Raw genomic sequence first — 26,745 nt, 5'->3', positions numbered from 1 at the left:
GTGTCAGTTCGATACGTGGCGAGCGCGATCCGGCGCTAGCCCTCGTATTTCACCACCGTCTGCTCGATCGCGCCGAAGACGGAATGGCCGGTGCCGTCCAGCATCTCGATGCGGATGGTGTCGCCAAAGCGCATGAAATTCGTCTTCGGCTGGCCGTTCTCGATCGTCTCGATCATGCGGATTTCCGCGATGCAGGAATAGCCGACACCGCCCTCGGCGACCGGCTTGCCGGGACCGCCGTCCATCTTGTTGGAGACGGTGCCCGAACCGATGATCGAGCCGGCGGTGATCGGCCGCGTCTTGGCGACATGCTCGATCAGGCGCGGGAAGTCGAACGTCATGTCGATCTCGCAGCGCGGCTCGCCAAATTTCTCGCCATTGAGCCAGGAGTGCAGCGGCAAATGCACCTTGCCGCCATCCCAGGCCTCGCCCAGCTCGTCCGGCGTCACGGCGACCGGCGAGAAGGCGCTCGGCGGCTTCGACTGGAAGAAGCCGAAACCCTTGCCCAGTTCCGCCGGTATCAGGCCGCGCAGGGAGACATCGTTGACGATCATGATCAGGCGGATCGCATCCTTCGCCTGGTCCGCCTTCACGCCCATCGGCGCATCGCCGGTGATGACCGCGACCTCGCCCTCGAAATCGCAGCCCCAGGCCTCGTCGCCGAGCGGGATCGGGTCACGCGGATTCAGGAAGGCGTCGGACCCGCCCTGATAGATCAGCGGATCGGTCCAGAAGCTGTCGGGCATTTCCGCGCCGCGGGCCTTGCGCACCAGCTCCACGTGATTGACGTAGGCCGAGCCGTCCGCCCACTGGTAGGCGCGCGGCAGCGGCGACATCGCCTCGCGTTCGTGGAAGCGCTCGATTGGCACATTGCCCTCGGTGAGCTGCCAGGAGAGATCGCGCAGCGCGCCCTCGCAATTGTTCCAGTCATCGAGCGCGGCCTGCAGCGTCGGGGCGACGGTCGAGGCATCGACACAGGTCGCGAGATCCTTCGAGACGACGACGAGGCGGCCGTCGCGGGTGCCATTCTTCAGCGTGGCGAGTTTCATGGGCGTTTCCTGTTGGGACTGCTTTCGGGATCAGGCGGGTTTGCCGGTGCGGCGGAAATGTTCGTCTCGCACGACCTGCACGTCGCTGACCGACACAATGCCGATCTGGCGCGAGAGGACGGCATAGACGGCGGCAAGCATGTCGTCGAGTTCGGACGGGTCAATGATGGCAAACAGGACCAGCATGCGGCTGGTATCGCTGATCTCGCCCTCGCGATTCCAGCGGCCATGGCGGCCGCGGCCGGCGACGGCGGGGATGATGGTGTAGCCGCTGACCCCCTTGTCATCGAGCACACGGCGGAGCCGGTCGATGACCGGGGCCTCGATCACGATTTCGAGGCGTTTCTTGAGCGTGGTCTGCATGGCGGCCTCCTAACCGAGCGCCCATTGCGCGGCGGCGAAGTAGAGCGGGATGCCGAGAACGAGATTGAACGGGAAGGTGATCCCCAGCGACAGGGTCAGCGAGACTGACGGATCGGCCTCCGGCAGGGCGAGGCGCATGGCGGCCGGCACGGCGATGTAGGAGGCGCTGGCGGCCAGCGTCATCAGCAGCGCGGCGCTGCCCGGATCGAGCCCGATCGGTATCGCCAGACCAAGCCCCAGCGCCGCCCCGATCAGCGGCATGTGGAGGCCGTGGACGAGGACGCGCCAGTCGAGCTTGCCGGCGCTGCGACGGAGGCCGCGGCCGGCGACCAGCCCCATGTCGAGCAGGAAAAGGCAAAGCACGCCGCGGAAGATGTCGCCAAAAAACGGCTCAACCATCGCCATGCCGCGCTCGCCGGTCGCCCAGCCGATCGCGAATGCTCCCACCAGCAGAACGATGGAGCCATTGAAGGCGATCTCGCGGATCATCGTGCCGCCGCCCTCGCCTTCGCGCCGGCCGGCGAGCGCGAGACCGGAGAAGATCGCCGGAGCTTCCATGGCGGCGGCGACCGCGACCATGAAGCCGGCCGCGGCCAGCCCCATCGCGGCGCCGGCATCGGACGCGGCGATGAAGGTGACGATGGAGATCGATCCGTAGTGGGCGGCAATCGACGCGGCATCGACCCGCGGCAGGCGGCTGGTGGCGCGAAGCGCGCCGAAGCTGATGAAGGGCATCGCGGCCGACAGGAGAATGCCTGCGGCAATCGCCAGCGCCGCCGCGACGAGCGGACTGGCCGCCATCTCGACCCCGCCCTTGAAGCCGATCGCCATGACCAGATAGATCGAAATGGCCTTCGCCACGGCTTCGGGAATGGCGAGGTCGGAGCGCACGAGCGCCGCAATGAGGCCGAGCAGGAAGAACAGGATGGGCGGCGAGACGAGATTGGCCGCTGCGAGGTCGAACAAGTCCACGTCGCTGACCCTTTCCTAGTGCTCGAAATCGGAGAAGGACCCGTCCTCCTCCATCCATTCGAGCCGGCCGTCCGCGACGCCGAAGCGCGCACCGTGAAGGTTCAGCCGGCCGTCGGCAACCGCCGTCTCGACGAAGGGATAGGACTTCAGCCGCTCGATGGAATGGCGGATGGCGCGCAGTTCCAGATCGTCGGCGACCGCGTCGGTCGGGGCGTGCGTGCCAAGCTCGGCGCGGCTCTCTGCGAGCGCGGGATGCAGGGCGCTGATCCAGTGGCCGACGAAGATGCTGTCAGAGGGTGAATGGCCGCTGGCGCAGGCGTGGACGCCGCCGCACTGGCGGTGTCCCATGACCAGGATGTTGGCGACCTTCAGCGTCGTGACGGCGAATTCGACCGCCGCCGACACGCCGTGGAAGCCGCCATCGGTCTCGAAGGGCGGGACGAGGTTGGCGACGTTGCGCACCACGAAAAGCTCGCCCGGACCGGCATCGAAGATCGCCGCGGGATCGACCCGGCTGTCGCTGCACCCGATGACCAGGGTGTGCGGGCTCTGTCCCTTGTCGGCCAGCTGTTCGAAAGTGCGGCGGTGACGCGGATAGAGTTCCTCGCGGAAGCGGCGGAAACCGGATTCAAGCTTCTCGGGAATCACGGGCGGGGGACCTCGTCTGTCTGCCTGGACCCAGCGGAATACGACCGGACAGCGCGGGTTTCAATCCGCGCGTCCTTGAGCCGCAAGTCTGACTCGGCCGCCTACTCCGCCGCGGCCTTCGGCTTCCAGGAATTGACGTAGTCGTGGTTCTCGACCGCCGCGGCGCCCTCGCCCACGTCGAGCGGGTCGCGAGTGTCGATCATCACGGCGTATTCGTCGGTCGCCGGCTTCGACTGTTTCAGCATGTTCTTCAGCGCCTTGGGGTGCGGCCCGTGGGTGAAGCCGGCCGGGTGGAAGGTCATCATGCCCGCATCGATATTGTCGCGGCTGAAGAAGTCGCCGGCGTGGTAGAACAGCACTTCGTCATAATCGTCATTGTTGTGGAAGAATGGCACTTTCAGCGCGCCGGGATCGGTTTCGAACGGGCGCGGCGCGAAGGTGCAGACGACGAAGCGGTCCGACAGGAAGGTCGTGTGTGCACTCGGCGGCAGGTGATAGCGGTGGCTCATCAGCGGCCGGATATGGCGCACGTTGAGGCGCACCGGCGACAGCTCGCCATGCCAGCCCACCGCGTCGAGCGGATTGAAGGGATAGGTGATGCGGCTGACCTGGCCGCGCTTCTTCACCTCGACCGTCCATTCGTGGTTCTCGTCTGACTGCTGCGCCCTGAAGGCGTCGTCCATTTCCGGCGCGTCGAGCATGGCCGGGTCGAAGATGGCGTGCGGCCCGACCAGGCCCCGGTCCGGCAAGGTGTAGTGGGTGTTGGTCGCCTCGATCATCAGGACGGCCAGCGGCTCTGACGGCACGAAGCGCCACATCGTGCCGCGCGGCAGGTAGACATAGTCGCCCGGCTCGACGGCGAGATGGCCGAAATCGCAGAACAGGTCCGCCCGGCCGGCATGGATGAAGAGAAGCTGGTCGCCATCGCCATTGCGCGCCAGGGCCGTCATCGGCTCGGCCAGTTTCCAGAAGCGGATATCCGTCGCCTTGTTGTAGAGCACCGGGTGCGAAGCCCACGGGCTGGTCTCGGCGGCGTTGAGCTTCGTCAGGTCGAAGGCGCGCGGCTGCAGCGGACCTTCGAATTTCACCCAGCCGGTCGGCGGGTTGGTGTGGTGCAGGAAGGCGGCGGGGCCGAAAAAGCCTTCCTTCGACATTTCGCGCTCATAGGTGCCTTCGGGCAGGTCGGCATGTGCCTGACGCGAGGCATTGCCCTCGACGCGGGAGGCGGAAATCCACTTGCGATTGCCCATGACGCGACTCCATTGAATGGCTCGGGGTCAATCTAGTTACATTTGTAACTAAATGGAAGCGGGGCGCTGCCGGACGAGCGGAAAATTCGCGAACGCGATCTGGCCGGCGAGACCGAGAAGCCCGGGCGCGGTGACAAGATCCGCGAGCCAGGCGGCCACCGACGGCACGCCGAATGTCAGGGCCAGGGCCAGTTCGGCGATCATCAATAACGCAAAGGCGAAAAGGCCCATGATGGCGCGCGCTTCGATCCCCTGACCCGGATTCACCCAGCGCAGCACCGCACCACAGGCGAGCCACGCGACGGCGAGCATGACCGGCAGTTCGACCGCGACCGCCGCGAAATCGCCCACGCGCGGCGCGAGCCAGAGCGTCCGGAACGCACCCAGGACGAATCCCGCCGCGAAGACGAGCGCGAAATAGAGCGCGCCCGCCCTTACCGGAACGAGCGGATCAGCCCTCATCCCCATAGATCGCGATGACCGGGTCCTCGCCCGCCACCTGGCTGGCGCGGTACATGCCCGCCGTGTTGAAGCTCCAGCCCGGCCGGCCATCGCTGGTCAGCACGATCACACCGCCATCGCCGCCCATGTCGGTCAGCGCGCCCTGGATGACGAGGTCGGCAGCGGCCTGTCCGGCATTGTCGATCTCTTCCGCGCCGCGATCGCCCATCTCCACTTCCATGCAGATGCGGGCCGCGACCGACAGGCGGATGAAGTATTCGCCCGTGCCCGTTGCGGAGACGCCGCAGCGCGCATCGGCATAGGTGCCCGCGCCGATCACCGGGGAATCGCCGACCCGGCCCCAGCGCTTGGCGGTCGTACCGCCGGTCGACGTGCCCGCCGCGATATGGCCGTTCACGTCCATCGCCACCACGCCGACCGTGCCGAAGCGGTGCTCCAGCGCGTCGCGTTCCAGCATTGTGTGGTCGACCTCTTCAGGTTCCGGCGCGCCGTCGGGACGATCCGGGATCGGCAGGCCGAGGCCTTCGAGCGCGCGCTCCAACGCCTGCCAGCGGCGCTCGGTGAAGAAATACGCCGGCTCGACGAGTTCCAGCCCCTGTTCCTCGGCGAAGGTTTCCGCCCCTGCCCCCTGCAGCATGACGTGACGGGAATTCTCCATCACCGCGCGGGCGAGCGTGATCGGGTGGCGGACATTGGTGACGCCGGCGACCGCGCCGGCATTCATCGTTTCGCCGTCCATGATCGAGGCATCGAGCTCGTTGCGCCCGGCAGCGGTGAAGACAGCGCCGCGTCCGGAATTGAACATGGCATCGTCTTCCAGGCCCCGGATCACCGCCTCGACGGCATCGAGCGAAGACCCGCCCGCTTCCAGAACGTCGCGTCCGCGCGCCACGGCGGCCTCCATCGCGGCGCGATAGGCGGCCTCGGTCTCGGGCGTCATCGACTCGCGTTCGATCACCCCGGCGCCGCCATGGATGACGATGGCCCAGTCCGGGCGGTCGTCATTCTGGGCCTGAGCCACCGCCGGAGCCGACAGTCCGAGTGCGAGCGCGAGTGCGAATATCCGCATGAGACATCTCCCTTTGTCGCGCGGCATCCTGCGGGGGCGGCGGAGCGGAGGCAAGCGGGGGAAATGCTTTCGCCCTCCCCTTCAAGGGGAGGGAAAAACACAGCGACAAGGAATTCGCCCGGTGCGGGTTCCGCCTGTGTCCTGACATGTTCGCGTGTTAACCTTCTGCAAACGGGAGGAGATACGGGTGTTCAAAGCGTTATTGCGCATGCTGGGACGGGGCGGCCGCAGTGCCGCGATGGGAGGCAAACGCGTCACTGGCGCGGCGGCCACACGCGCCGCAGGCGGAACGGCCCCGGTGGTCGACCCCGCCAGCGTGCCGGAGGACGACGCCGAGGCCGCCGAAGCGCTGAACCGCGAAACCGGGGCGTTTGCGGAGATCGCGGCGGGCGAACATTCCGACGATGAACGGACCATCTTCTTCAAGCTGTTTCCGCGCCCGCGAATCCTGTCGCTGCGCCATACCGAGGTCGATCTCGAGGTGGCGAAACTCTATGCCGACAAGGCACGGCGCTTCTTCGCCTTTCCGATCAATCTCTCGGGCCAGAATTCGGTGTTCTACGAAGAGAGTGAGGGCGATTATATCGAAGGCATCTACGGCAATAACGAGCAGAAGCCCGGCGTCGCCGCCGACCGCGATCCGCAAACGCCGAAGGAAAGGCTGATCGCGGCGGAAGACCGCTACTATGTCGGTACGCTGACGCGCATGCGGCGCATCACGAACCAGAATACGGCGATCCTGTTCCTGCGCGTCGCGCCGATCTTCCTGACGCTCAGCTTCCTGCCGCTGCTGTTCGTTTATCTGCGTACCGCGAACGCGGTGGAGGCTTCGGGCGCCAGCGGGATCGCGCTGTCGAGCCTTGCGTCCGACCCGCTGATCCTGGCGTCATCGGCTGTCCTGCTCGCAGGACTGGCGGCAGCGGTGTTTTCCTACTTCGTCAGCTACAAGAACCAGCAGATCCGCAACACGCTGAATTTCAACGGCTATGTCGAGACGCGCCTGAACCGGATCAACACGATCAGGACCGAGGCGCTGAAGGAGGCGGCGAATGCCGAGAAGGACAAGGTCAACGAGACCGAGGCGATCGCCGCGGCGGTCAACTGGACGCTGTGCTATCACTGGATGATCTGGCGCATGTTCCTGAACGAACACGGCATCCGCAACATCCTGTTCCAGATCCGGCGCAACAGCGATCTCTACAAATGGGGCGGTTTCGGCCTGATGCTGCTCGCCGGTGCGGTCATTCTCGGCCTGTCCTGGGTGTTTGCGGGCCTGTCACCGACCGATCTCGGCTTCCTCGCCGCTGGGGTCGCGATCTGGTTCGTGCTGGTGGCCTGGGTGCTGCTGTTCCACGTTTTCGCCGACCCGGCGGGCCTCGTCGAGGGCCGCATGTATTCGGGCGAATGGGCGCGCTTCCACACCTCCGGGATCGACAAGGGGCTGGAAGACCAGATCCGCCGCGACAAGCGCGAAATCCTGCTCTACCGCAACCGGTTCAAGAACGAGAATTCGCTTTGATTGCCCGACTGAAAATGGATGGGGTCCCCGTGAAAACGGGGACCTGAAGCAAGCACCCGGTTTCGGATTCCCGCTTTCGCGGGAACCCCATGCTTACAGTCAATCCCCATGAAACTCCCCTCTCCCCCTAAAGGGGGGCGAGGGGAAGGAATGCCGGCAGATCGGCGCGGCAGCCGAAGCTACCCCGTCACCAGAACGGCCTTGCCGCGCACTTCGCGGTTCATCAGCGCGTCGAACGCTTTGGTGACGTCTTCCAGCGCGAATGTGTGCGAGACCATCGGTTTGATCTTGCCCTGTTCGTAGAGCGCGAAGAGCTCGGCCATGTTGGCGCCATTGCCCTTGGGGTCGCGCGCCGCCCAGGCGCCCCAGAATACGCCGCGAATATCGCGGCTGTTCAGAAGCGCGAGATTGAGCGGCATTTTCGGGATGTCGCCCGCGGCAAAGCCGATCACCAGGAAGCGCCCGCCCCAGCCCATCGCCCGCATCGCCGGTTCGGAATAGGGTCCGCCGACCGCGTCATAGACGACGTCGATGCCCTTGCCGCCGGTCAGGTCCTTGCAGCGCGCCTTCAGGTCTTCGGCGTCATAGTCGATCGTCATGTCCGCGCCGGCTTCTCTCGCCGCGGCCAACTTCTCCGCGCCGCGCGCCGCCGCGATCACGGTCGCGCCCATCGCCTTGCCCAGCTGGACGGCCGCCGTGCCGACACCGCCTCCGGCGCCGAGCACGAGCAGGGTTTCCCCGGCTTTCAGCTCGCCGCGCTGCTTCAGCGCGTGGATGGTCGTCGCATAGGTGGTGATCAGCGCCGCGCCTTCCTCGAACGGCATGGAGGCGGGCATGGGCGCGATCGCGGAGACATGCGCCGCCGTCTTTTCGGCGAAGGCATTCAGCATGGTCGCAGCGATCACCCGGTCACCCGGCTTGAAGCCTTTGACGCCCGGACCGACGTCTGAGATCACACCCGCACATTCCCCGCCCGGAATGAAGGGCAGCGGCGGTTTCATCTGGTATTTGCCCTCGACGAGCAGGATGTCCGGGAAGTTCACGCCGGCCGCCTTGACGTCGATGATGACCATGCCCTCGCCGGCGACCGGATCATCGACCTCCTCGACCTGAAGACCGGAGTAAGGCGCGAAGTCGCGGCAGAGGACGGCTTTCATCGGTGAATCCCTTGAGTGCTTCGAATGTCGGGTATGACGATAGCGGGGCGGGCAGGCAAAAGAAAAGGGCCGGAGGGCTACCGCTCCGGCCCTTCAGGTATAGTCCCATCGCGAAACCGTCATGAACGGCCCGCCGGGACCGGGAGCTTATTGCGCGGTCAGCGCGAGATTGGCCTGAACGACATCCTCGTTCGGCGCGATCTGGCCGGCATAGGCGAAAGCCGCGGCGGCATCCGCCGGACGGCCGGCATTGTAGAGCGCGGCACCGTAATTGGTCTGGGCTTCCCAGCTGACGCGGTAGCCATTGGCGGCTTCGCAGGCCGCGATGGCGGCGTCGTGATTGCCGAGCATGGACTGCGCGGCGCACAGATTGGAATAGGCGGCCGAGCGGCGCGAGGGCGAGATCGGGCGCGACGCCATCTGGTTCGCCAGTTCGGCGGCGCGGGCATAGTCGCCTTCGGAGAAGGCGCGGGCCGACAGAGCGATCACGCCATCGGTCGTGGTCTGAAGCGCGAATTGCGGTGCGGCGTCCTGAGCCGATGCGGTACCGGCCAAAGCGAGCGCGGCAAGAGCGGAAATCGAGAAGATGCGGGACATGGGAGGTCCTCCATTGGTTCCAACCGAGCCTCACATCTTGGGTGGTTCATCGTTGAATGGAATTGACAGTTCCGCACCATATTCATACAAAAATGCATGATTGAATGGTCAGACCTTCCTGTCGTGATCGGCATTGCCGAGGCCGGCAGTTACACGCAGGCCGCGCGATCGCTCGGCATCAGCCAACCCACGGTCGGACGCCGCATCCAGGCGCTTGAGGCGCGGCTCGGCGCGGCGATCTTCGAGCGCGAAGACGGCAATCTTCGCCCCACGGCCTTCGGGCTTGTCGTCCTTGAACACGCCCGCCGCATGCAGGACGAGGCCGCGGCTATCGCGCGCGCCGCGATCAGCCAGGACAATTCCCTGTCCGGCCCGGTCGTGGTCACCGCGTCAGAAGGAGCCGGGGCCGACTGGCTGCCGAAGGCGCTGAAGTCCTTTTCAGACGATCATCCCAACATCCAGGTCGTGATCAATATCGACAATGTCTCGGCCAATCTGGCGCAGCGGCAGGCCGATATCGCGCTTCGCTGGGGCGGGCCGGGCAATCAGCAGAGTCTGATCGGGCGCCGCGTGGCAACGGTGAAAGCCGGCTTCTATGCCGAGCGGAAATATCTCGACATCCATGGCCGTCCCAAACGCCCCGAAGACCTGGCCGGGCATGCCGCCGTCATGTGGAACATTACCGCCCCCTTCGCCTGGCCCGAGGCGATCGGCGATCTGCCGGTCGTACCGGACCGCGTGGCGCTGGAAGCCAACAGTCCGAACGCCGTCATCGCCGGCATCGCGGCCGGCTATGGCATCGGTGTCGCGACCCATCGCATGGCCCGCTCCCGTGCCGGGATCGAGCGAGTCCTGCCGGAATGGGAAACCGAACTCGACCTGTGGCTCGTCGTGCATGAGGATGTGCGGCGCAGCGCACGGATCCGCGCGGCCTTCGACCATCTCGTCGCGATGGTGGAGATGGACCGCGGCTATTTCGAATATGGCGGAGCCAGCGCCGTGCTGGAAGGCCTGCCGATGCTGCCGCGCGAAACGGTCATTGCCTGATCCTAGCCGCCGTGACGGCGAACATCGCGTTCCAGCTGGCTCCAGTTGTCGCGGTTGAGATAGTGGCGCGCATCGCGTTCCGGCGGTGGCGGGTTGGCGTCGAGCGCGTCGAACTCGCCTGAAACATAGTCCATCCACTCATCGCCGGAAGCGAGCCAGGCCTCGCGGCGGGCTTCCCGGGCGGCCAACAGGTCATCCAGCGTGTCCGGCGTCAGCCGGTAGCCGAACAGGTCGGCGCTGACGGGGGCTTCCCGTTCGCGGCCGCGCAGCCGGTCGAGCACGGCCTGACCCAGCGCCGGGCGGTAGTGCGCGGGTACGTAATACCAGGGGTTCGGCCCCTGCCCGTCCCAATCGGGCGGCGCGGTCAGCGAGACCGGCTGATAGCCGCCAAAGTCCCAAACCTGAAGCGCCGGGCCATCGAAACAGGGCCGGTCGGCCTCGATCTGCGGCCGGGCCGCGAGGTGGGCGGCGGCATCGCGGCGCAGCGCATATTCCTCGTCGTTCACACCGGCGCGATAGCCGGCCTCTTCCTGCCAGACATGGACGGGGTGGATCACGAAGACGACCTGCTTGCCCTCGGCCAGCAGCGCATCAACGCCGCGGAACAGGAAGCGCATGCGTTCCGGATCGTATTCATAGGTCGAATAACCCCGGTAGCGCTTGGAGATTTCCTCCTCGAACCGTTCGCGCAGGATGTCCTCGTCATAGGCGTGTTCCCAGCGCGTGTCGGACCCGCCGGTGATGTTGTCGATCAGCGTCTGCATGGCGCGGGCGAAGGCGCTCGGTGAGAGCAGCATGCGGAGATCGGCAAACAGGCGCGGCCCGCCGGCCAGCGGCGTCAGCCAGTAGGTCGCGTGGGCGTTCGGCTCGGTGCCAAACTCGCGCAGATCCATGCCGATGATGACGCAGCGAATGTCCGGGTTGCCGGCCGCCAGTGTCGAGGCCCGCGCCAGTTCGAACGCCGTCGTGCCGGCCATGCCGAGATTCTCGAACCCGCCCTCCCAGTCCGGGATGTCGCGCGGATAGCCGTCGGCGACGCGCGACGAGCCCATGATGATGGTGCCGGCCCTGGTATCGAGCAGGCGATGACCGGTGCGGACCCGGTAACCGTCCTCATGGGCGCGGGTGCGGCGTTCGTTGACGCCGGGAATCTGGACGCCCGGCATCAGGCCATAGGGGTCGACGAGGAAGGTGAAGCCGCCAAAGCCCACGAGCCAGACCGCGAACGCGATCAGCAATGCGCGCGCATAGCGCGCCATCCGGTTTCCCGAAGGCGTGGAGCGGTCAGAAGTTGTAATAGATGAACTCCGCGGCGGTCCATGAATTGACGATGGCGAGGAAGAGGATCGAGGCGATCAGCACGGCGGTCCACACGCCCGGCTTCCAGCGCCAGCCCTTCTGCAGACTGCCTTCCGACCCGTCGAGCGTGCGCTCGTCGAGATAGTTGGAGAAGTAGGACATCGTGTCCGGCATCAGCCAGACGATGCCGAGACCGATAACGATGGCGATCCACGGCTCGTCGCCGACGCCGGTGCCGACCCCGTTCATGCCTGCCATGCCGGACAGGATTTCCCACGCCGCGTCGAAGCTGGTCGCGCGGAAGAAGACCCAGGCCACGGTGACGAACAGGAAGGTGAACAGGATGGCGAGCCATTTCGCCTTCGGGAACAGGCCCTGGGGCCGGATTCGGTTGATCATGTGGCACCAGGCCAGGCCGAGACCGTGCAGGCCGCCCCAGACCACGAAGGTCCAGGCCGCGCCATGCCAGAGGCCGCCGAGCAGCATGACCAGCATCAGATTGATGGCGCGGCGCTGCGGGCCTTTCCGGTTCCCGCCCAGCGGGATGTAGAGATAGTCGCGCAGGAAGCGCGACAGCGTGATGTGCCAGCGGCGCCAGAAATCGACGACCGAGGTCGCCCTGTAGGGGGCGTTGAAGTTGGCCGGCAGGCGATAGCCGAACATCCGTGCCAGCCCGATCGCCATGTCGGAATAGCCGGAGAAATCGAAGAAGATCTGCAGCGAGTAGGCGAGCGCGCCGCTCCACGCCTCGAGCATGCCGAGCTCGTCGCCGCGCGCCGCCGCGCCGAAGGCGGAGGCGGCAAAGGGCTCGATATTGTCGGCGATCAGGACCTTCTTCGCGAGACCCATGGCGAAGATGGACAGGCCAACGCCGATATTCTCGGCGAGATCATCCTTGCGGTCCTTGTCGGCATACTGGTCGGCGATCTGGTCGTGGCGGACGATCGGTCCGGCGATCAGTTGCGGGAAGAAGGAGACGAACAGCGTGTGGTCGAGGAAGGGGCCGGGCCGCGTGTGCTTGCGCGCGACGTCGACCAGGAAGCTGATCTGCTGGAAGGTGAAGAAGGAAATCGCCAACGGCAGCGGGAAGCCTGGCAACGGAATGTCGGTGCCGGCCACGGCGTTCACATTGCCGACGAAGAAGTCGGCATATTTGAACAGGCCGAGCGCACCGAGATTGAGGATGATGCCGATCCCCAGCCAGGGCTGCGCCTTCCGCCCGATCGCCAGACCCAGAAAGTGGTTGATGACCACCGAGCCGAGCAGCAGCGGCAGATAGCGGATATCCCACCAAGAATAGAAGATCAGCGAGGCAAGCGTCAGCGCGACCAGCGCCGCATGGTGCGCCACCCAGCGGCGCAGCAGGTAATAGGCGATCAGCGTCGCGGGCAGGAAGAGAAACAGAAACTCGAAGGAGTTGAATAGCATGCCTGCCCCTCGCCCGGCATGGCCCCTTCGCCATGTCCGTCCCCGACCGAAGGGCTAGCAGGGGGTGGCAGATGCGGCAAGCGGAGGGAGCGGTAGTGGCTTGCCAGTCCGCGCACTTATGGCGGACGACCGTCACCGCTCGGAATGACGCAATCAGACCTGTCTGATCAGTTTCCCGCCATGCGGGCGATGCTGTTGGCAAGACCGCCAAGGTCGTTCGGCGCTTTCCGGAAGACGAGAACGACATAGGACGTCATCAGATCGAGACTTTGAACGTCGGGTTTGAAACGCTGGATGTTGGCGGTGATGTCCGCGAGGCGCGCGTCGTCATGCCGGTTCATAAATTGCGGTGAAAGTTTCGCGCGGAACTCACCCGTCTCTTGCGTCTGAAGGAAGCGGCGCTCGCCCATGAGCGCCAGCCCGTTACGATCGGCAGCCGCGATATAGTCGCTGACCGTATGCCTGCGGAACAGGTCACACCACCCAAAAACGAACACCTGGACGCCCACGCCTGGTCCGAGGATGCGTGCGGCACGATTCAGGGCGGTTGCGAAAGCCACGATCCGGCCCCGAAGGTCAACAATACTTATCGAACAAATGCCAGCTTTTTAATGCGCGTTTGGCGTCTCGGCACCCGCCGACAAAGCGGTGGGCCTGATGCTGCGGTGATCGTCCGATTCCAGAGTTGAACATGCCGGACGGCGCCCGTCACCGGGCGGATCTTCCGTCGGCGCGCGTTTCCCGCGAGTGTCTGCCTGGCTTCGGACTGTCTCACACCGAATTCGGCTTCCGCTCGTCTCCACGCCTCACGCTCAGGGGGCGTCTTCCTCGGGGAATTCCTCCTCAACGGTCGAGACACTCAGGGCGACATCGCCGTCGAGACACACCGACCTCTCGACCTCGAGTCCGCTCACCGAATACCAGTTTCCCGCCGCGACATGGGCGGCTCCGGCGAGGGAATACACCGTCCCGTCCTCAGCAGTCAGCAGGGGGCAGCGCCGTCCCGCGCTGATCTGGCCGGAGACCTGGACCAGGGCAGCCGGCCCGGTGTCCTCTCCGTCATCGATATACGGATCGCCTCCTCCGCAGGCGGCAATCGCCAGCGCAGCCGGGCACAGCACCAGACCTGACTTCAGTCCGAACATGCGCAAGCTCCCGAAACGGCCAAGTTTCTGCCGTTGAAACGGCCGGAACCGCCGGGATGTTCCGGGAGACTCTTGCGCGCGATTGCGGCCACACGCGAATTATGCTGTGCCGTGGACGCACGAATGACGGTGATCGAAATGGCTGAAACCCCGACCGAATTCTATCGCGAACGGCGCCTGCCGCCCTATGTCTTCGCCGAGATCAACCGGCTGAAGCTGGCCTTCCGCAAGGCCGGTCGCGACGTGATCGATTTCGGCATGGGCAATCCCGACCAGCCACCCGCCCCGCACATCGTCGCGAAACTCGCCGAAGTGGCCGGCGACCCGCGCGCGCACCGATACTCGGCGAGCCAGGGCGTTCCGGCGCTGAGGAAGGCGCTGACGCGCTATTACGACCGGCGGTTCGGCGTCGCGCTCGACGCCGACCGGGAGGTCTGCGTCACACTCGGCTCGAAGGAGGGTCTGGCCAATCTTGCCCAGGCGATCACGGCACCGGGCGATGTCATCCTGGTGCCGGACCCGTCCTATCCGATCCACATGTTCGGCTTCCTGATCGCCGGAGCGGTGGTGCGCTCCGTGCCCTTCGCGTCGGAAGAGGACTTCCTGCGCATCGCCGACACGGCCTGCCGCCGGTCGGTGCCCGCGCCGAGCGCGATCGTGCTGAACTTCCCGAGTAATCCGACCGCGCGCGTGGTCAGCCGGGATTTCTACGCCGAGGCGATTGCACTGGCGAAACGCCACGGCCTGATCGTCATCTCCGACCTCGCCTATTCGGAAATCTATTTCGAGGGCGACCCGCCCCCGTCCATCCTCGAAGTCCCCGGCGCGAAGGACATCGCGGTGGAATTCACCTCGATGTCGAAGACCTATTCCATGGCGGGCTGGCGGATCGGCTTCGCCGCCGGATCGGCGCGCCTGATCGACGCGCTCAAGCGCGTGAAGTCCTATCTCGACTACGGCGCCTTCACGCCGGTCCAGATCGCCGCCGTCGCAGCCCTGGACGGCCCACAGGACCATGTCGACGCGCTGCGCGATCTCTACCGGGACCGCCGCGACGTGCTGGTGGAAAGCTTCGGCCGGGCCGGGTTTGACGTGCCCTCCCCGCCCGCGACGATGTTCGCATGGGCCCCGATCCCGGAGCGGTTCGCGCATCTGGGCTCCATGGAATTCGCCAAGCGCCTCTTGGAGGAAACCAGCGTCGCGGTCGCGCCGGGCCTCGGCTTCGGGGAGCAGGGCGACGGCCATGTCCGCCTCGCCCTCGTGGAAAACACCCAGCGCATCCGCCAGGCCGCCCGCGCGATCAAACCCTTCTTCGAGGGCTAGGCAGAACGCTTTCGCTTGACCTTTTCCCCGGGCGCGACTCCACTCGCAACTCACGGAAATCGTTCAAGGGGATAGCAGATGGCGGATGTGAGCAGCGGCGGCGCGCGCAAGCGCGAATTCCGGATTCCGCACACGCTGGTGCTGATGGTCATCATGATGGCCGCGGCGCTGATCCTGACCTGGATCCTGCCGGCCGGCAGTTTCGAGATGCGTCCGAACGAGGCCGGGCGGATGATGGTCATCCCGGGCACGTACGAGGTCGCGGACGACGCGCCGACCCTCATGCCCTGGCATCTGCTCACCGTCATCCCGCGCGCCATGGCCTCGGCGGCGGACGTGATCTTCTTTGTCTTCCTGATCGGCGGCGTGCTCGGCGTGGTGCGCTCCACCGGCGCGATCGAGGCCGCCATTGGCGGCATGCTGGTGCATTTCCGCGAGCGGCTGGCCCTGCTGGTGCTCGCCTCGATGTTTATGTTCGGCACATTCTCCGCCGCCTTCGGCATGGCGGCGGAATACATCGCCTTCGTCGGCATTCTGGTGGCGCTTTGCGCGGCGCTGCGGCTCGACGCGATGACCGCCGTCGGGATGATGGTGGTGGGTTACGGGGTCGGTTACGGCGTGTCCTTCATGAACCCGTTCACGGTCATGATCGCGCAGGACGTGGCGGAGCTGACCCCGCTATCGGGCTGGTGGTACCGGCTGGCCATCGCGGTGCCGATCTTCGCGATCGGCTTCCACCACGTCTACAGCTACGCCAGGAAGGTGAGGAACGATCCGACCAAGAGCCTCGTGGCGGACATCCCCACCGCGCATGCGCCGCCGCCGGAAGAATATCCGCCTATGACCTGGGCGCGGCGGCTGGTCCTCCTCTCACTCGGCGCGACGATTGTCGGCCTCATCCTCGGCGTGACGCTGCAGGGCTGGTGGCTGACCGAACTGGCCGCGGTTTTCCTCGGCCTCGGCGTGGCGGCCATCATCTTCGCGCGCCTGAAGCTCGACGCTGCGGCGGAGAGTTTCATCGCCGGGGCCGCCCAGTTGACCGCAACGGCGCTGCTTGTCGGCTTCGCGCGCTCGATCTCGCTCATCCTCGAGGACGGCCAGGTGCTGCACACCGTGGTCCATGCGCTCGCGACGCCGCTGGAACAGGTGCGCGCGGAATTCTCCGCCGTCGGCATGCTGTTCATCCAGACGCTGTTCAACCTCTTCGTCCCGTCGGGCAGCGGCCAGGCCTTCGCCACCGTGCCGATCATGGCGCCGATCGGCGACCTCGTCGGCGTCAGCCGCCAGGTGACCGTGCTCGCCTACCAGTTCGGCGACGGCTTCTCGAACATGATCGTGCCGACCAATGCGGTGCTGATGGGGATTCTCGGCCTCGCCGGCATCCCCTATGCGCGCTGGTTCCGCTTCGTCTTCCCGCTGATGATCAAGCTGACACTCGCGGCGGCAATCGCGCTGATCGTGGCGGTGTGGATCGGCTATTCGTGAGGGAGTGAGATAGGCCGGAAATGGTGATCGGGGTCGGCGCCGTCTAAACCGTTTTGTTTCCGTGACTTGTACCGGCAGCACGGTTCAGGCGATCAGGCCCTCGAACACCGGGAGGCCGGAACTGCCGGGGAAGACCCGGGAATCGAGATCCGCGCGCTCGATGCCCCAGTGCTCGGCCAACACCCCCTTGAACAGGCCGCGCAGGTCGTTGACCGGAAGCAGGTCGCGGTCCTCGTGCAGCCGGCCAAGACCCGGCCAGTCGCCTCGTTTTGGCATTTAGAGACATCGCCTGTGGTCACCGGCCTTGCCGAGATAGTGTATGTCCGGTTTCCGCTTTCGCTTCACAGTGTGGAAAAGTGGCTCAACAAGCGCGGGAGCGGCCGCGTGGAGCTGCGGCGGAGCGTGTCTTTTAGGTGAAGTATGGACAGTGACCTGAATATCCTCGTGGTCGACGATGACGTTCAAATTCTTGAACTCATCGAGCGCGCGCTGTCCCGGAGCGGAATGACCGTCGTCGTGGCGCAATCAACCTCCCAGGCCGACGCAATTCTTGTACGTCAAAGCATCGACCTTATCGTCCTTGACCTGATGATGGCGGGGGAGGACGGACTGAAATATTGCCGGAGATTGCGTCAACATTCTCACATTCCCATCATCATGCTTACGGCCCTTGCGGAAGACATTGACCGGATCGTCGGGCTCGAAGTTGGCGCCGATGACTATCTCCCCAAACCCTTCAACCCCCGGGAGCTCATCGCACGGATCCGCGCCGTCATGAGACGCTCAGGCAGTGAACGGGACCGGCGGGCAAGGAGTGCAGCGCCGATCCTGGAATTCGGACTGTTCCGGCTGCATCCCACACGATTTCTGCTGGAAAGGAAGGATGGCGAGTCGATCCCTCTCACATCGGGAGAGTTCGCGCTGCTGCGTGCCCTCGTGGAGAACGCGCCCCAGGTCTTGTCCCGCGACCGGTTGCTGGACCTGTCACGCGGCGCGGCGGCCAATCCGTTCGACCGGAGCGTCGATTCCCAGATCAGCCGGCTCCGCGGAAAGATCGAACCGGACCCGCGACGCCCGGAATACATCAAGACGGTTCGCAATCTCGGCTATGCCTTTGCCGCCGATGTCGAGCGGATCGAGATTTGAGAACGCTGGCGTCCAGATTCGGGTCGTCGATCGCCGCTCAGGTCACCGCCGTGGCGATGGCGGCATTTTCTGTCTTCATCCTCGTCACGATCCTGTCCCTGGAGGGACCGTTCTCGATCTGGGTCTATCCCCAGACTGTTTCGGACAATGCGCCCGCGATCGCGGACTTTGTTGCGCAAGTCGAACAGGCGTCACCGGCGGATCAGCAAATGGTCCTGAACACCTATCAAAGCCGGGAACGGGCCGCATCGATCAGCCCGGACTTTTCTCCGGCCCTGGAGCCGAACCCAGACCTGGAGCGGGCGTTCCGGCAGATCGAGAGTGAGTCTGGACATCGCTTGCGAGATCGCCGGATCGAGTTCGGGAACCTGCGACCCATGCAAAACGTCGGGCTCGAGCCGCACGTTGAATCGTCACCATTCGGAGGTGTGTTCGCGCTACAGATCGGAATCGCGCTCTCCGATGGCCGCGTGCTCAACATCTGGCTTGCGCCGTCGGTGTTGCTCGACCGACCCATGGCAGCGTTGACCGTGATCGCGATCATTTTTGCGTTGGTCGCGATCTCGCTGAGCGCCGCCATCGCATTCGTCGTCAACCGGCCCATAAGGCGCCTGACGCGCGAGGCGGACCGGGTGCAACTCGTCGATGCCGGCGACCCGGTTTCCGAACAGGGCCCCGTGGAACTGAGACAGCTGGCCGCTGCATTCAACCATATGCGGCGGCGGCTGGCCGGGCTGATTTTCGAACGGGAGCAGATCATTGCGGCCATCGCACATGACATCCGTACCGGGCTGACACGCGTCCGGTTGCGCCTCAGTGAAGACAATATGGCAACCTCGGAAGAACTCGAGGCCGATCTCAGTCAAATGGAGAAGCTGATCGCCGACATGGTGGCCTATTCCCGCGCGGAGAGCCCGTCCGGCCTTCGCGAGCTGATCAGAATGGGCCGGTTCCTGAGCGAGATGGCCTCGCATGCGCCGACCGAAGTCCGTTTCAGTTCATCGCTCGGCGCGGGAGACGAATTCACAATCGCCGGCGACCCGGTGGCGCTGCGCCGTCTGTTCGAAAATCTTCTCGAAAATGCGCGGCGCTATGGGGATGGCGAAATATCGCTGTCAGTTGCGATCGAACAGGACGAACTGGTTGTACGGGTCGATGACAATGGTCCCGGTATTCCTCACGATCTGCTCGAGGAGGTATTTCAACCCTTCCGGCGGATCGAGGAGTCGAGGAACCGGGCGACGGGCGGTAGCGGTCTGGGCCTTGGCATCGCGCGTTCCATCGCCGCGGTTCACGGCGCGACCCTGGTCCTGCAGAACCGGGCGGACGGCGGACTGACCGCGCTCGTCCGGTTTCCCGCATCAACCCGGACGTGACCGGGACGGGCCGACCGGACCCGGCAACGGCTTTCGCAACAAATCGCAACATGCGTGACAAACGCTGGCACCAATTCCCGTCTAGGTCTGCCTCTCGAATGTGAGTGAGGTTTCCCGGAATGAGAGTTGTATCGATCTTGGCAGCGGCATCCGCTGTCGCCCTGGCATCGTGTTCCACCAGCGCCGGCCGCAATCCCGACGCGCCCACACTGACCGCATCGCCCGACCAGCAAATCGCCCCGCCCGTCGGCCTCATGCTCGCCGGGCTCGATTCCGATCATGACGCGATCGTCAGCGGCGACGAGTTCGCCGCCGCTGTTCCGGTCATGTTTTCGCGGAGCGATGCGGACGGAGACGGTCATCTAAACGGGGTGGAATTCTCCGACTGGTCAGAGCGCAACCTCGGCGCAACCCATACGATACCGGGCCGGATGACCTTCGATCACGATCAGAACGGTCTGATTTCCCAATCGGAATTCGAGGCCACTCTGGCCGGTGTGGTCAGCCGGTTCGATCAGGACAGGGACGGCGCGCTTCAGCGGAGCGAGCTCCTCGTCACCATGGTTGGGCCCGACATAGCCGCCATTCGGGGTGACATGGAAGAACAGATGCGCCGACGGGCGCGCCAGATGTGCCAGCAGGCCGCCCGGCGGTAACGATCCCCCGGCGAACCGAGTGACGAACACCCTTTCCTACCAAACGACGAACCACTGAACGGAGCATGCTCATGAATATCCTGGTCACTGTCGCAATCGCCGGTCTTGCCGCGATGTCACTGCAAACCGCCGACGCGCCGGACTGCATCGAGAATCCGGATCGGCTGCTTGAGTCCGATCTGAACTCCGATGGCGTCATCACGCGCGGCGAGCTGGGCGAACGCCGGTCGAGCATTTTCACCCGGCTTGATCGAAATGGCGACGGGATCGCCGAGATGGCCGATGCGCCGCGCATGGCGCGCGACCGGTTCTCGGATGCTCTCGAACCCCTGCTCGCCACGTTTGATGCGAACGCGGACGGACGCCTGACGGAAGCCGAGTTTGTTGACGGACCGACGCCTGGATTTGATCGCGCCGACAACAATGAAAACGATCGTCTCGAGCCCGAGGAAATTGCCGCGTTGCAGGCCATGGCCTGCTCGGCTGGCTGAGAAGCAACCGACATATCCGGGTGATATTGGAGCTTCAGGCGTACGCGGATTGTCGGGGTGGGGCGAAAGATGACGAAGGGACGGCACCGCATTGCGACCGTGTTGTCGATCGCCTTGCTGGCCTCGGGATGCGCGCTGACACCGGCGGCGACCGAGCCTGTCATGGTCGAACATATCCGGACCCGGGCGGGCTTCGCTCACGCGGAGATCAACGGTTCCGAAACGGCTGATCGCATCGACTGGTGGGCCGATCTGGGCGGCTCCGGTCTTTCCGAGGCCGTCGCCAGGCTGCGCACGCACAATTTCGACCTGATCGAAGCGCGTGAACGCGTGGTTCAGGCCGAATTGCGGGCCGTTCAGGCAAGGGGCGGTCGATTTCCGTCCGCGGGCGCGGATCTGGGCGCGGCCTACGGACGGGCGCCCGTTCCGCCAGCCGGCTTTGAATGGGACGACAGCTACTCACTCGGCCTGACGGCGAGCTTCAACACCGACATTTTCGGACAGCTTCGGGCCCGCGAGCGGTCGGCCCGGCTCGGCTCGTCCGCAGCCCGACTGAATTATGTCGCCACGGAGCAGCAACTGATCGCGATCCTCGCGCAGAGCTGGGTCAATGCCGCCTCCCTGCAGAGACGTCTCGAACTCGCGATCGAGATCGCCGAAAGCTACCGTGTTACCTACACATTGACCGACCAGCGCTATGACACCGGCTCGCGGAACACCGCGGCCTCGGATGTCCAGATTGCCCGGCAAAATCTCGAGGCGGCATTGGCCGACATTCCCGATCTGGAAACGCAGCTGGCCGCACAGCTGATCCAGATCGACCTGCTGCTGGCGCGACCGGCCGGCCAGACGGCTCAATACTTCGAGAGCGACCTGTCTGTGGACCGGCAGATGATCATCCCGGCTGGCTTGCCGGCCGATCTTCTTATGGACCGCCCCGATGTGGCAGCCGCCGCACTGAGCTATCAGGCGGCCCTTGAAGACATTGGCGCGGCGCGTGCGGACCTGTTCCCGGGCCTGACACTGACCACTGCCCTGTCCTTCCAGGGCGACGAGCCGGGCGATGTCGTCGACTTCGACGACTTGCTCGCAAATCTCGCCGCATCGCTGACCCAGCCCGTTTTCCAGGGCGGACGTTTGCGCGCAGAGGTGCAAATCCAGGAGTCCGAGGCGGCGGCATTGTCCAGTGCCTTTGCCCGGGCCGCGCTCACGGCGCTCACAGACGTCGAGACGGCGCTCGTTCAGCAATCAGGCCTGATCCGCCAGCTCGAACAGCTGGATGCGGCTTTGCGTTCGGCGGAAATTTCCAATCAGATTGCCCAGGACCGATACCGGCAGGGTCTGATCCCCCTGCTCTCGGTCCTTGAAACCCAGCGAAGCCTCAACGCGGCGCGGCTCAACATCATTCTGACCGAGCAGGCGCTGATCCTCGCTCGAATTGATCTTCACCAAAGTCTGGGGGGCCGGTGGTTCGACGACGCTGAAGAGCGGCAGTCGATTGCCGGCGAGGTGCCATGACCGAAACACCGCGTTTCCGCCTCGCGAGGCTCAGCGACCGGCTCAAAGGCTCGCTTCAGATCGTCCTGGTCGTCGGCGTTCTGGGCGCGGGTTTTGCGATCAACGAGATCCTGGCTTCCGCTGCGACCCCGCCCAGGCAAAGCGTTGCCGGCGACGATGCCGTGCTTGTCGAAGTGATCCAGCCGCGGCAAACGAGTGCGCCGCTGATCATCCGTGAAACGGGTGTCGCCCGGTCGCGCAACACGATCGGCCTGACCCCGCAGGTTGGAGGCCGGGTTGTCGAGGTATCCGCCAATCTGGCTTCCGGCCAGATGTTCGAAGCAGGCGAGGTCCTGTTCCGGCTGGACCCTTCCGACTATCAGGCCGAACTCGATCGCGCGAATGCGGACGCCTCCTCCGCCCGCGCCGACCTGCAGGTCGAACTGGCTGAAGCGGAGGTTGCCAATGCCGAATGGCAATTGGTGAATCCGGGAGAGCCGATACCCGATCTCGTGGCCCGGGCGCCGCAGATCGCGCGCGCGGAGGCTACGCTTGAATCCGCCGAGGCACGCCAGCGCACGGCACGGTTGAACCTGTCGCGTGTTGCGTTCGCGCTCCCGGTCTCGGGACGTATCGTCAGCACGACCGTCGAGCTCGGGCAGACGCTCGCCCCCAACCAGTCCTATGGACAGGCCTACGCGCTCGGCAGTCTCGAAATTTCGGTTCCGATCAATGCTGCGGCACTGGCCCGGCTCGAACCGGCCGTCGGCCGGCCTGCCGTCATTCGGGCAGAAGGCATGGGTTCGTTCCGGGAATATCCGGGCCGCGTTGTCCGGGTCGAGGCCGAACTGGATGCACAAACCCGTCTTGCCGGGCTGATCGTTCAACCCACGGGACCGACGGGCATCATTCCCGGTGCATTCCTCGAGGTCGAGATTACCGGCCCGGAGATCGAGGGCGCGATTGCGATCCCCGAACAGGCGATCTCCGACGGGCTGGAAGTCTGGATCGTCGAAGGCGGCCGTCTCGCCCGCCGGACGATCGTGCCGCTGGGACTGTCCGATAGCGGCGAGATTCTTGTCGCGCCGTTCGATTTCGGAGACGGCCTGGTGATCTCGCCGCTCGTGTCACCCACCGAAACGACGCCAGCCCGTATCGTGAATGGCGGGAGCCGGTCTTGAGCACCGGGGAGAAGCCGATCTCGGGCGCCGGCATCGTCGGCTGGTTCGCGCAGAACGCCGTTGCGGCCAATGTGCTGATGGTCATCCTCATCGCGGCGGGTCTGATCACCATCGCCCGCACCAATGCGGAGGTTTTCCCGACGATCGATCCGCGGACGATCACCGTGTCCGTCATCTACGGAGGAGCGTCGCCCGACGAGATTGAGTCGAGCATCACCCGCCGCGCCGAGGAAGCCATCATCGGCATTGAAGGGGTCCGGCGGGTCAGTTCGCGAGCGGTCGAAGGTTCGGGAACCGTGACTGTCGAGCTGACCGATTTTGCCGACGCCAGCACGGTTGCCGACGAGGTCCAGTCGGCCATTGATCAACTCGTCGATTTCCCGCCCGAGAATGCGGAAGCGCCGGTTGTCCGCGTCGTATCGGTGGCATCGAATGTGGTTCGCCTCGTCGTCACCGGCGATGTTGGCGAACTGGCTCTGCGGCGCGCCGCCGAGCGTCTGGAGCGCGACCTCATCGCGCTCGAAAATGTCACCACGGTGACCATCCAGGGCGCGCGCGACTACGAAATCTCCATCGAGATTTCCCAATCCGTGTTGCGCCAGTACGGCCTCACGATCGAACAGGTCTCCAATGCGATCCGGGCCACATCGGTCAACCTGTCCGGAGGCTCGGTCCGGACAAGCGCGGGGGACATTCTCCTGCGGACTGACGAAGAAGTTCAGGATGCGGGCGAGTTCGGCGAGATCGTGATCCTTAGCGATTTCGAGGGCCAGCGTGTCCGGTTGCGCGATATCGCCACCATCCGGGACGGTTTCGAAGACGCGCAATTGATCAACTCCTTCAATGGCCGGCCCGCAATCTTCCTGCAGGTCGCGCGAAGCGAAAGCGAAGACGCGTTCGACGTCGGCAATGCGGTCGAGGACTATGTATCGGCCTATCGGCCGGCACCCGGGCTTGAGGTTTTGGTCGTCGGTGATGACACCGAACGCATCAGCGACCGGATCAATCTTCTGGTCCGCAATGCCTTGATGGGTCTGGCACTCGTCTTTGTCTTCCTGTCCGTCACGCTGGATCTTCGACTGGCGTTCTGGACCACGGTTGGCATACCGGTCGCATTCATCGGCGGCTTCCTGATTTTCGGGCAGTTCACCACGATCAACATGACCGCTCTCTTCGGTCTGATCATGGTGCTCGGGATCGTGGTCGATGATGCCATCGTGGTCGGCGAGAATATCTACGAGCGTCAAACGAACCACGGCCTCGGCATGGCCGGAGCGATCGACGGCGCGCGTACCGTGCTCGCCCCCGTCACGATCGGCATTCTGACGACAATCGCCATTTTTGCGCCCTTGCTCTTCATGGGCGGGGTTTTGGGCCAGCTGCTTCAGCCGGTACCGATCGTTGTGATCTCGGTGCTCCTGCTGTCGCTGGCCGAGGTCTTCCTGATCCTGCCGTCCCACCTTGCCCATGGCGGGGAGTGGACGGTCGGGCCGATGAAGAAGCTCAAGCTGGCGGTCCAGGGCGGACTCAACACCGTTCGCGACGCGGTCGTGATCCCGGTCGTCCGCTTCGCGGTGCGGATGCCCTACTTTGTCATCGCCGCGGCGATCTCGATCCTTCTTGTGGCGGCCGGCGTGGTGACCGGGGGCCATATCCGCTTCGTTTTCTTTCCAACGGTCGAGGGCGAGGAGGTCGTCGTCGAGCTGGAAATGCCGAGGGGCACGGCCTTCGCCCAGACCGAACGCGCCATGAACCAGGTCGTGCAGGCCGGTCTCGAAGCGGTCGGCGGCGAGTCGAGCCCGCTCTACCGCAGCCTTTCGGTCACGATTGGTGGCCAGCTGGCTTCGGGATTTGGCGTTGATGGCACGATCATCGGTGCCGAGCTCGCGACGGCGACTCTGGAACTGGCGCCGGCGTCGGAACGCGATGTCACATCGGCCGAAATCGAACGGCGGTGGCGGGAAGCAGCGGGCGACATCCCGGGCGTCCGCAGCCTTGTTTTCACGTCTGCCGGACTGAGCGGCGGGGATGATCTGAGCTTCAATCTTGCTCACGCCGATACCGACCAGCTCCTGTCCGCGGTCGATGAATTCGTCGCGGCGCTGGGCGGCATCGAAGGTGTGACCGAGATCGAAACCAATAACGAGCTCGGGAGCCGCCAGCTTTCTTTTGCGCTGACCGAGGCGGGGATCGCCGCGGGACTGACCGTGCGCGACCTCGGGATGCAAGTGCGTCAGGCCTATTTCGGCGAAGAGGTCCAGCGCATCCAGCGCGGCAGCGAAGAAGTGCGCGTATTCGTGCGTCTGCCCGAGGCCGAGCGCAGAAGCCTGACCGACCTGGCGAGCATGCGGATCGCCATTCCGGGCGGGGGCGAAGCCGACCTTCGAACCGTTGCCCGGGTTGAGGAAACGCGCAGCAATGCCGCAATCGATCGCGTGGATGGACGGCGGGTGATCACGGTCACCGCCGACGTCGATGAAGCGATCACAACGCCGAATGCCGTGACGGCGCTGCTTGAAGACCGGATCCTGCCCGGGCTCGCCTCACGCCATACCGGACTGTCGGTCAGTGCCGAAGGCCAGGCCCGGGATCAGGCGGAAGACCTGCGTTCGCTGATGAACAATCTCATCCTCGGAATCATGGTCATGTACGTGCTGCTGGCCAGCACGCTGCGATCCTACACCCAGCCGATCGTGATCCTCCTCGCCATCCCGTTCGGCGGCGTCGGCGCGTTGATCGGCCACATGCTTCTCGGTTTTGACCTGTCCTTTCTGTCTCTCTTCGGCATGGTCGCGCTGGCCGGCGTTGTCGTGAACGACTCGGTCGTGCTGATCGATTATTTCAACCTGCTTCAGCGGGACGGTCGGGGCTCGACCCTGGACAATATCGTCGAGGCTGTTCGGCGGCGTTTCCGTCCGATCCTCCTGACGACCCTGACGACGTTCATCGGGCTCGTGCCAATGATCGCGGAAACCAGCGTGCAGGCCCAGTTCCTGATCCCGATGGCCGTCAGCATCGCGTTCGGCATCGTCTTTGCCAGCCTGATCGTGCTCGTCATGGTCCCGGCCTTTCTGGCACTGGGAGCAACAAAGGCGGCCGTGTCAGTCGAAGCGGTCCACTAGGCCGTCGGTCCATTCGGCGTTGATGTCTCTGCGCACGGCGGAGCGGTGGCCGAAAGAAGCGGGTGCCGGGCGGATCGCAGGCCTGTTGAAGCAGCCTCCCGCCACGTTGACTTGATATGAATGCGCCGCACTCCGGGCAGACCGGCCTGGCACCTCCGGTCCTGGTTTGGTGCAGGACTGAAGCGGCCTGCCGGTTCAGCTTTCAACATGGTTGGAGTTTTTGAGTTGGATGGTGCCCAGGGCCGGCGCCGTCTAAACCCTTTTGTTTCCGTGACTTATGCCAAATGGGTCAAAATGCGGCTTTTCAAAAAGGGGGTGTTTTCAGGGGGTTATTGACCCGCTTTTGTGCGGTGCATCATTGACCCGCACGGGGATAAACCGCCCCGTTCGATCACGACGGAGTTCACAGAACCGGTTCGGGTCGACGCGCGCGGACACAATCCCATGCGCTCAACGGTAAGCG

The 26,745-nt window shown here is 64.8% G+C and carries 25 protein-coding genes; 11 read left to right on the top strand and 14 right to left on the bottom strand.

What is annotated here, in order from left to right; translation table 11 throughout:
• Positions 1-35: 35 nt before the first annotated feature.
• The 7 genes from ACFOOR_RS14330 to ACFOOR_RS14300 form a co-directional block, all read right to left on the bottom strand.
• The gene (locus tag ACFOOR_RS14330) at positions 36-1,049 is read right to left on the bottom strand and encodes a fumarylacetoacetate hydrolase family protein (RefSeq protein WP_343163268.1); all 1,014 of its coding nucleotides are present in this window, start codon (positions 1,047-1,049) and stop codon (positions 36-38) included.
• Positions 1,050-1,079: 30 nt separating this feature from the next.
• Positions 1,080-1,412 carry a P-II family nitrogen regulator gene (locus ACFOOR_RS14325; RefSeq protein ID WP_343163267.1) on the bottom strand — a complete coding sequence of 111 codons (333 nt, stop codon included), beginning with the start codon at positions 1,410-1,412 and terminating at the stop codon, positions 1,080-1,082.
• Positions 1,413-1,421: 9 nt separating this feature from the next.
• Positions 1,422-2,384: a sodium-dependent bicarbonate transport family permease gene (locus ACFOOR_RS14320; protein WP_343163266.1), complete on the bottom strand. Its 963-nt coding sequence runs from the start codon at positions 2,382-2,384 to the stop codon at positions 1,422-1,424.
• Between the two features lie 15 nt (positions 2,385-2,399).
• Entirely contained in the window at positions 2,400-3,032 is a 633-nt protein-coding gene (locus ACFOOR_RS14315; RefSeq protein ID WP_343163265.1) for a carbonic anhydrase, read from the bottom strand.
• 101 nt (positions 3,033-3,133) lie between these two features.
• Entirely contained in the window at positions 3,134-4,282 is a 1,149-nt protein-coding gene (locus ACFOOR_RS14310; RefSeq protein ID WP_343163264.1) for a homogentisate 1,2-dioxygenase, read from the bottom strand.
• A gap of 48 nt (positions 4,283-4,330) precedes the next feature.
• A complete protein-coding gene (locus ACFOOR_RS14305) occupies positions 4,331-4,744 on the bottom strand; it encodes a hypothetical protein (protein WP_343163263.1) in 414 nt (137 codons plus the stop codon).
• Positions 4,734-5,813, bottom strand: a complete 1,080-nt coding sequence (locus ACFOOR_RS14300) for an isoaspartyl peptidase/L-asparaginase family protein (protein ID WP_343163262.1) — start codon at positions 5,811-5,813, stop codon at positions 4,734-4,736. The genes ACFOOR_RS14305 and ACFOOR_RS14300 overlap by 11 nt, the downstream gene beginning before the upstream one ends.
• Before the next feature lie 187 nt (positions 5,814-6,000).
• Here ACFOOR_RS14300 and ACFOOR_RS14295 point away from each other — a divergent pair, with 187 nt between their 5' ends.
• Positions 6,001-7,332 carry a hypothetical protein gene (locus tag ACFOOR_RS14295; RefSeq protein ID WP_343163261.1) on the top strand — a complete coding sequence of 444 codons (1,332 nt, stop codon included), beginning with the start codon at positions 6,001-6,003 and terminating at the stop codon, positions 7,330-7,332.
• A 179-nt stretch (positions 7,333-7,511) separates the two neighbouring features.
• Here ACFOOR_RS14295 and ACFOOR_RS14290 read toward each other — a convergent pair whose 3' ends face one another.
• Both ACFOOR_RS14290 and ACFOOR_RS14285 read right to left on the bottom strand, forming a co-directional pair.
• Positions 7,512-8,489: an NADPH:quinone oxidoreductase family protein gene (locus ACFOOR_RS14290; RefSeq protein WP_343163260.1), complete on the bottom strand. Its 978-nt coding sequence runs from the start codon at positions 8,487-8,489 to the stop codon at positions 7,512-7,514.
• Positions 8,490-8,636: 147 nt separating this feature from the next.
• Positions 8,637-9,086, bottom strand: coding sequence for a hypothetical protein (locus ACFOOR_RS14285; RefSeq protein ID WP_343163259.1), 450 nt, complete (start codon positions 9,084-9,086; stop codon positions 8,637-8,639).
• A gap of 96 nt (positions 9,087-9,182) precedes the next feature.
• Here ACFOOR_RS14285 and ACFOOR_RS14280 point away from each other — a divergent pair, with 96 nt between their 5' ends.
• Positions 9,183-10,133 (top strand): LysR family transcriptional regulator, encoded by a 951-nt coding sequence (locus ACFOOR_RS14280; protein WP_343163258.1) that lies wholly within the window; start codon positions 9,183-9,185, stop codon positions 10,131-10,133.
• A 2-nt stretch (positions 10,134-10,135) separates the two neighbouring features.
• On the opposite strand, the gene ACFOOR_RS14275 is transcribed toward ACFOOR_RS14280, so the two are convergent.
• The 4 genes from ACFOOR_RS14275 to ACFOOR_RS14260 form a co-directional block, all read right to left on the bottom strand.
• Positions 10,136-11,392, bottom strand: a complete 1,257-nt coding sequence (locus ACFOOR_RS14275; RefSeq protein ID WP_343163257.1) for a hypothetical protein — start codon at positions 11,390-11,392, stop codon at positions 10,136-10,138.
• A 25-nt stretch (positions 11,393-11,417) separates the two neighbouring features.
• Entirely contained in the window at positions 11,418-12,860 is a 1,443-nt protein-coding gene (locus tag ACFOOR_RS14270; RefSeq protein WP_343163256.1) for an MBOAT family O-acyltransferase, read from the bottom strand.
• A gap of 167 nt (positions 12,861-13,027) precedes the next feature.
• Positions 13,028-13,420: a hypothetical protein gene (locus tag ACFOOR_RS14265; protein ID WP_343163255.1), complete on the bottom strand. Its 393-nt coding sequence runs from the start codon at positions 13,418-13,420 to the stop codon at positions 13,028-13,030.
• A 252-nt stretch (positions 13,421-13,672) separates the two neighbouring features.
• Positions 13,673-14,005 (bottom strand): hypothetical protein, encoded by a 333-nt coding sequence (locus ACFOOR_RS14260; RefSeq protein ID WP_343163254.1) that lies wholly within the window; start codon positions 14,003-14,005, stop codon positions 13,673-13,675.
• A 123-nt stretch (positions 14,006-14,128) separates the two neighbouring features.
• Between ACFOOR_RS14260 and ACFOOR_RS14255 the strand changes: the two genes are divergently transcribed.
• Both ACFOOR_RS14255 and ACFOOR_RS14250 read left to right on the top strand, forming a co-directional pair.
• Positions 14,129-15,328, top strand: a complete 1,200-nt coding sequence (locus ACFOOR_RS14255; RefSeq protein WP_380214848.1) for an LL-diaminopimelate aminotransferase — start codon at positions 14,129-14,131, stop codon at positions 15,326-15,328.
• Positions 15,329-15,406: 78 nt separating this feature from the next.
• A complete protein-coding gene (locus ACFOOR_RS14250) occupies positions 15,407-16,813 on the top strand; it encodes a YfcC family protein (protein ID WP_343163253.1) in 1,407 nt (468 codons plus the stop codon).
• A gap of 84 nt (positions 16,814-16,897) precedes the next feature.
• On the opposite strand, the gene ACFOOR_RS14245 is transcribed toward ACFOOR_RS14250, so the two are convergent.
• The gene (locus tag ACFOOR_RS14245) at positions 16,898-17,089 is read right to left on the bottom strand and encodes a hypothetical protein (RefSeq protein ID WP_343163252.1); all 192 of its coding nucleotides are present in this window, start codon (positions 17,087-17,089) and stop codon (positions 16,898-16,900) included.
• 144 nt (positions 17,090-17,233) lie between these two features.
• Between ACFOOR_RS14245 and ACFOOR_RS14240 the strand changes: the two genes are divergently transcribed.
• The 7 genes from ACFOOR_RS14240 to ACFOOR_RS14210 all read left to right on the top strand — a co-directional run bounded on the left by ACFOOR_RS14240 (position 17,234) and on the right by ACFOOR_RS14210 (position 26,282).
• Entirely contained in the window at positions 17,234-17,959 is a 726-nt protein-coding gene (locus ACFOOR_RS14240; RefSeq protein ID WP_343163251.1) for a response regulator, read from the top strand.
• Positions 17,956-19,335: an ATP-binding protein gene (locus ACFOOR_RS14235; protein ID WP_343163250.1), complete on the top strand. Its 1,380-nt coding sequence runs from the start codon at positions 17,956-17,958 to the stop codon at positions 19,333-19,335. Before ACFOOR_RS14240 ends, ACFOOR_RS14235 begins: the two co-directional genes overlap by 4 nt.
• Positions 19,336-19,454: 119 nt before the next feature.
• Positions 19,455-19,991 carry an EF-hand domain-containing protein gene (locus tag ACFOOR_RS14230; protein WP_343163249.1) on the top strand — a complete coding sequence of 179 codons (537 nt, stop codon included), beginning with the start codon at positions 19,455-19,457 and terminating at the stop codon, positions 19,989-19,991.
• Between the two features lie 71 nt (positions 19,992-20,062).
• Positions 20,063-20,482: a signal transduction protein gene (locus ACFOOR_RS14225; RefSeq protein WP_343163248.1), complete on the top strand. Its 420-nt coding sequence runs from the start codon at positions 20,063-20,065 to the stop codon at positions 20,480-20,482.
• Positions 20,483-20,551: 69 nt separating this feature from the next.
• A complete protein-coding gene (locus tag ACFOOR_RS14220; RefSeq protein WP_343163247.1) occupies positions 20,552-22,000 on the top strand; it encodes a TolC family protein in 1,449 nt (482 codons plus the stop codon).
• Positions 21,997-23,160: an efflux RND transporter periplasmic adaptor subunit gene (locus ACFOOR_RS14215; protein WP_343163246.1), complete on the top strand. Its 1,164-nt coding sequence runs from the start codon at positions 21,997-21,999 to the stop codon at positions 23,158-23,160. The genes ACFOOR_RS14220 and ACFOOR_RS14215 overlap by 4 nt, the downstream gene beginning before the upstream one ends.
• Positions 23,157-26,282, top strand: a complete 3,126-nt coding sequence (locus tag ACFOOR_RS14210; RefSeq protein WP_343163245.1) for an efflux RND transporter permease subunit — start codon at positions 23,157-23,159, stop codon at positions 26,280-26,282. The genes ACFOOR_RS14215 and ACFOOR_RS14210 overlap by 4 nt, the downstream gene beginning before the upstream one ends.
• Positions 26,283-26,745: the final 463 nt, after the last annotated feature.

The organism is Hyphobacterium vulgare (assembly GCF_042643335.1).
GTDB classification, from domain to species: domain Bacteria; phylum Pseudomonadota; class Alphaproteobacteria; order Caulobacterales; family Maricaulaceae; genus Hyphobacterium; species Hyphobacterium vulgare.
This window is presented reverse-complemented; position numbering and strand designations above follow the sequence as displayed.